Here is a 5,802-nt window from a genome sequence, read left to right on the forward strand (position 1 = left end):
CGCAGCAGCACGAATTTTAAATTTTGCTTTTGCGTTACGCTTTGCGTCTTGCGCACACGGCGGCGCGAAATTTTGCTAAATTTAATCAAGCGGCGGTAAATTTTAAAATTTTATCTACGCATCTTCGCCAACGCACGCGTAGTGTAAACGCAGCGCAAAATTTAACGCTCGCAGCGGCAAATAAAGCTGTAAATTTCGGCGCCTGCAATGCGAGCGAAGCGGCGTAAATTCTAGCGCTTGCAAACAAAGCGGTATAAATCTCGAACGCCGACCAGCTTTAAACCGCTTCACCACTTATTGTGCGGCGAAACGCAGTTAAATTTAAACGATCAGCGCTCAAAAAGCTGCAAAAAATATTTTAAATTTTGCCTCTCGGCCGCTAGGCTAGTATTTGCTCCGTGCCCCGGATATAGCGTAAAATCGCCCTTTATCTGCAAAATTTTATGCAGAGATTCTCTCATCTGCGCGCCGCTTGAAAAGGGAAAATCCCACCTGCCGATAGAGCCTTTAAATATTACGTCGCCGCTAAATATAACGCCGCCTGCTTCGATCATACAGCTGCCCGGTGTGTGTCCTGCAAAGAGGCTAAATTTAACGTTAAAGCCCGCTATTTCAAGGCTTTGCTCCTGCCCTTTTACGAGCACGTCCGCTTCTATGGATTCTGGCATCGTCCCAAAAGGATCCGCTCGCAGCATAAAGGCGTCTTCCTCGTGGATATAAATTTTAGCGCCCGCCCTTTGCAGCTTCGCGTCATCATAAACGTGATCGAAATGCCCGTGCGTATTCAAAACCGCAGCGATCTTTCCTGTATTTTGCATAACCCAATCAAAGCTGCCCTGCCCCGGATCGATCACTAGATCGCCCTGCTCGCCTTTTAGAATGTAGCAATTCGTCGCGTATTCACCGAAAGCTTTTTTTAAAATTTGCATTTAAATCCTCCTTTTAAGCTTAAATTAAAGCCGTAATTTAGCCAAAAATAGTTAAAATTCGCGCAATTTAACGTAAAATTTTAAGGCTAAATATTATGTTTTTGGACGATTTGCTGCCGCAACTGACCGATTTTTTATCGGAGAGACTCGATGAAACGGGCGCGGACGCCTTTGTAGTGGGTATCAGCGGTGGGCTTGACAGCGCCGTGGTTTCTGCGCTTTGTGCACTTACCGAGATCCCCACTTACGGGCTTATCCTACCTAGTGCGGGTTCGAATTTAGAAAATATGGCAGACGGCATCTTTCACTGCGAATCTTTTAATATCCCCTACGAAATCCAAGAGATCGCGCCATTTGTAGAAAATTTTACCGCTTTAAATCCCGATGCAAGCGCTCTTCGCATCGGAAATTTCGCCGCGCGCGTAAGAATGAGCTTACTTTATGATTACAGCGCGCAAAAACGCGGCGTAGTCGTAGGCACGAGCAATCTTAGCGAGAGAATGCTAGGCTACGGCACGATCTACGGCGATTTAGCCTGCGCGTTTAATCCGATCGGAGAAATTTTTAAAAGCGATCTGTTTAAATTTGCAAAAATTTTATGCATAGACGATGCGATCATCAAAAAAGCCCCGAGCGCCGATCTATGGGAAAATCAAAGCGACGAGCGTGAGCTTGGATACAGCTACGAGATTTTAGATAGCGTGCTAAGAGATATTTTTTCGCACGAAACGCTGCGGACGAAATTTCGCTCGGGCGAGCAGATCGGCGCGGACGATCTGAAATATCTGAAAAAATCCAACCACAATAAAGATCTGGTAAAGCTAATCGTGCGTAAAATTTTAAAAAACAACTTCAAACTACGCATGCCGGCCGTGGCTCGCATAGAGCCCGCACACTAAGGAGAGATTTATGAAAGAGATACCGTTTTATAAGGCTCAAATCGATAAAAAAGAGGAAGTCTTAATTAAAAGCGCCCTCTACAATAGCGATATAAGATATAGCGAAATTTTTGAAGAGGATATTTGTAAATATTTCGGCGTAAAGCATGCCGTATCGACCACGAGCGGCACGACGGCGCTGCATCTGGCGCTTTGTGCAATGGATATTAAGCGCGGAGATAAAATTTTATGCTCCGTAAATTCCTTCCCTAACGTTGCCGAAGTGATCCGCCACTTCGACGCCGAGCCCGTTTTCGTAGATATCGATCCGATAAGCTTTAATATCACGAGCGAAAGCCTTGCTCGCACGATAGATCAAAACCGCCACAAGAAGCTAAAATGCGCTTTCATCTCGCACATCGCGGGACTTGCTGCGGATATAGACTCCATCAGCGAGGTCGCCAAAAGCGAAAATATCATCCTCATCGACGATGCGTGCCGCGCTATGGGCGCTACCTATAAGGGCGCAAAAATCGGAGCGCTTAAAAGCTCGCTCATATCGTGCTTTCAGATCAATCCTCAAGCGCAAGACGCGATCTCTACGGCGGGCTTTTTCGTTACGAACGACGATGAGATCGCAAGCGCCGCGCAAATTTTAAGAAACGGCGGCATCGTGGGAGACGCCTTTTACAAAGACGGCAATATGTCCTTTACCTACGACGTCGATCGCATCGGTCAAAAATACGATCTTGACGCCATAAATTCCGCCTACGCCATCGCCCAGTTTGAAAAAACCGACGCCTTTATAAAGCGCCGCAAGCAGATCGCCGCAGCGTATCGCGAGCAGCTCGCAAACTGCCCTCACGTGACGCTTCCAAGCGACAGCGAGGAGCATATCTACACTCAATTCATCGTAAAGATCGACAAAAACCGCGATGATTTCGCCAAGGCGCTGATCTCGCGCGGAGTGAGCGTTTCGCTGCACTATGTGCCGGTGCATCTGCTAAGCTACTACAAAAGCAAATACAATTACAAAGTCAATGATTTCCCGAATGCGCTTAAAAACTATCAGCAAATTTTATCCCTGCCGATCTATACGGCGCTTAGCGACGACGATGTGGGCTACATCTGCGAGCAGATCAAAGAGATAGCGCAAAATCGTGTTTAAACTCCTAATCGAGCGAAACTTATACGACCCGAGCCCCGCATGGCTTGCGCTAGGGGTGATTTTAGCACCGTTATCGCTACTTTATACGCTGATCGTCTGCCTAAAAAGGCTCTTTGCTAAGCCGCAAAAATTTAAAATTCCAATAATCAGCGTCGGAAATTTAACCCTCGGCGGCAGCGGCAAAACCCCGCTGGTGCGGGCGCTTTTTAAAGAATTTAACGGGGGGCTCAAAACCTGCATCATCCTTCGAGGATACGGACGCAAAAGCAGAGGCTTGCTCGAAGTAGCTCTCGGTGGACGGATACTTTGCGACGTAGGGCAAAGCGGAGACGAGGCGATGGAATACGCGCTGTTTTTGCGCGGCGCAAACGTGATCGTCAGCGAAGATCGTACCGCAGGGATTTTGCGCGCGCAAACTCTCGGCTTTGAGCTGGTGATCTTAGACGACGGATTTTCTAAATTTAATATCTCTAAATTTGATATCTTGCTACGCCCGCAAAGCGCGCCGAAGCTGCCCTTTTGCCTGCCCTTCGCCGCGTATCGATACCCGCCGTTTTTTTATAAATTTGCAGATTTCATACCCGCACCCAGCGATATTTCTCAGGAGTTTAAAATTGTTTCGGCGGCGGATCTGCAAGAGGGGCTAAACGGAATGGATGAAATTTCAAATCCTGCGGACGAAATTTCAAATTCCGCTGCGGATAAAATTTCGGATTTCAATTTAAAAACCGCCGCAGATGAAATTTCAAATTTAAATCCAGGTGCCGCGGATAAAATTTTAAATTCCAAAGAGGCTGGTTTTGAAAAATCCCGCACGATCTTAATCAGCGCTATCGCCAAACCTTGGCGCTTGCAAGAGTTTTTGCCGCTCGCAAAAGCCCACGCCTTCTTTCCGGATCATTACGATTTCAAAAAAGAGCAGATTTTAGAGCTGCTAAGGCGCGAGGGCGCGGAGCATATCCTTTGCACGGCGAAGGATTACGTGAAATTAAGGGATTTGGGCGCGGAAATTTCGGTGATTTTGCTAAATTTGAAGCTAAGCGAAAACTTTATCCGCAAAATTCAAAACTACATAAACCAAGCTATGATAAAATAAGGTTTTTAAAGGAATTTTATGATAAAAAAGAGCAAAACCGCCGAAGTCATCATCTCTGCGCTGCCCTATATCCGTAAATTTAGAGATAAAATTTTCGTCGTCAAATATGGCGGCGCGGCGCAAACCGACGATACGCTCAAGCTTGATTTTGCCCGCGACATCGTGCTTTTGCATATGGTCGGCATCAAGATCATCGTCGTGCACGGCGGCGGCAAAAGGATCAATCAGACCATGGATAAGATCGGCGTGCAGAGCGAGTTTAAGGACGGGCTTCGCATAACGAATAAAGACGCGATCGAAATTACCGAGATGGTGCTAAGCGGCGCGGTAAATAAAGAGATCACGGCGCTTTTGAACCAAAACGGCGCGCCCGCGATCGGTATCAGCGGCAAGGACGGCGGGCTTTTGAGGGCAAAATTCCTCGATGAGAAAAAATACGGCTTCGTAGGCGAGATCACCGAGGTAAACACCAAGCTGATAAACGACCTGCTGCAAAAGGACTATCTGCCGGTGATCGCCCCGCTTGCGGGCGGCGAGACGGACGAAAACGTGAGCTTTAATATCAACGCCGATCTCTGCGCCAGCAGGATCGCAGCCGCGCTAAAAGCGAGCAAGGCGATATTTTTAAGCGACATTGACGGAGTGCTCGATAAAGAGGGAAATTTAATCAGCAAGCTTGATGCCGCGCTCATTTCGAAGCTTAAAAAGGACGGCACGATCTCAGGCGGCATGATCCCAAAGGTCGATGCATGCCTGCAGTGCGTGCGAAACGGCGCAAGTGCCGCGCATATCATCAACGGCAAAATTCCGCACTCGATCCTACTTGAGCTTTTCACGGACGGCGGCATAGGAAGTTTGATAAAGGAAGAAATTTAGGCGCGAGCACGGATGCGGTAGGTTTAAAACCATAATGCCGCAAGTCCATGCAAAGTCCAAACGATCAAATTTAAAGCGCCTAGGCGGGCGTAAATTTTAAAAAGGAAAAAGATGAAACTGGTTTCAACGAGAGATTTTTCGCAAAAAGCGGATCTTAGCTACGCGCTGCTAAATCCGAGCGCGAGCGGCGGCGGGCTTTTCAGCCCCGAGCGGCTGCCGCTTTTGAGCGAGGATTTTTTTAAGCAGTGCGAGGAGCTGAGCTACAAACAGATCGCGCTTAAAATCATCGAGAGCTTCGATTTTGACGTAAGCAGCGAGATCTTTGAGAGTGCGCTAAAGCGCTACGATAAATTTGAAAATCCCGCCTGCCCCGTCCAGATCAAAAAACTAAGCGAAAACGCCTATATTTTGGAGCTTTACCACGGCCCGACGCTTGCGTTTAAGGATATGGCGCTGCAGCCCTTCGGCGCGCTTTTAAAAAGCATCGCAAAATCCAGGAATGAAAAATTTTTAATAATGTGCGCCACGAGCGGCGACACGGGGCCTGCGACGCTGGAGGCTTTTGCGGACGATGAGAACATCAGAGCGGTCTGCCTCTACCCGCAGGGCGGCACGAGCGAGATACAGCGCCAGCAGATGGTCAAACAAAGCGCGGCAAATCTTAAAATTTTAGGCGTGCGCGGCAATTTCGACGATACGCAACGCGCGCTAAAATCGCTGCTGGCAGACGAGGATTTCAAAAACGAGCTCGCGCGGGCGAATTTAAATTTAAGCGCCGCAAACTCCGTAAATTTCGGCAGAATTTTATTTCAGATCATCTATTACGTCTACGCTAGCATATATTTTTCAAAGCAC

6 protein-coding genes are annotated in these 5,802 nt (G+C 47.8%); 5 read left to right on the plus strand and 1 reads right to left on the minus strand.

Features of this window, described 5'->3' with window-relative positions; genetic code table 11:
• Positions 1-329: 329 nt before the first annotated feature.
• The gene (locus Q0256_RS05045; protein WP_297960674.1) at positions 330-929 is read right to left on the minus strand and encodes an MBL fold metallo-hydrolase; all 600 of its coding nucleotides are present in this window, start codon (positions 927-929) and stop codon (positions 330-332) included.
• A gap of 95 nt (positions 930-1,024) precedes the next feature.
• Here Q0256_RS05045 and nadE point away from each other — a divergent pair, with 95 nt between their 5' ends.
• From nadE to thrC, 5 genes are all read left to right on the plus strand, one after another.
• Complete coding sequence (gene nadE / locus Q0256_RS05050; protein ID WP_297960677.1) at positions 1,025-1,828, plus strand: NAD(+) synthase; 804 nt, start codon at positions 1,025-1,027, stop codon at positions 1,826-1,828.
• Positions 1,829-1,838: 10 nt separating this feature from the next.
• Positions 1,839-2,975, plus strand: coding sequence for a DegT/DnrJ/EryC1/StrS aminotransferase family protein (locus Q0256_RS05055; RefSeq protein WP_297960680.1), 1,137 nt, complete (start codon positions 1,839-1,841; stop codon positions 2,973-2,975).
• On the plus strand, positions 2,968-4,071 hold the full coding sequence (locus Q0256_RS05060; protein WP_297960683.1) for a tetraacyldisaccharide 4'-kinase: 1,104 nt from the start codon (positions 2,968-2,970) through the stop codon (positions 4,069-4,071). Before Q0256_RS05055 ends, Q0256_RS05060 begins: the two co-directional genes overlap by 8 nt.
• A gap of 18 nt (positions 4,072-4,089) precedes the next feature.
• A complete protein-coding gene (gene argB / locus Q0256_RS05065; protein ID WP_297960686.1) occupies positions 4,090-4,947 on the plus strand; it encodes an acetylglutamate kinase in 858 nt (285 codons plus the stop codon).
• Positions 4,948-5,058: 111 nt separating this feature from the next.
• On the plus strand, positions 5,059-5,802 hold a 744-nt coding region (gene thrC / locus Q0256_RS05070), incomplete at its 3' end, for a threonine synthase (protein WP_297960689.1).

This window comes from uncultured Campylobacter sp., from assembly GCF_937949835.1.
GTDB lineage: Bacteria > Campylobacterota > Campylobacteria > Campylobacterales > Campylobacteraceae > Campylobacter_B.

Excerpts from the sequence above, each read along its gene's own strand:
- Q0256_RS05045 (WP_297960674.1), bottom strand. The coding sequence starts at position 929 with ATGCAAATTTTAAAAAAAGCTTTCGGTGAATACGCGACGAATTGCTAC.
- Q0256_RS05055 (WP_297960680.1), top strand. The coding sequence starts at position 1,839 with ATGAAAGAGATACCGTTTTATAAGGCTCAAATCGATAAAAAAGAGGAA.
- argB (WP_297960686.1), top strand. The coding sequence starts at position 4,090 with ATGATAAAAAAGAGCAAAACCGCCGAAGTCATCATCTCTGCGCTGCCC.
- nadE (WP_297960677.1), top strand. The coding sequence starts at position 1,025 with ATGTTTTTGGACGATTTGCTGCCGCAACTGACCGATTTTTTATCGGAG.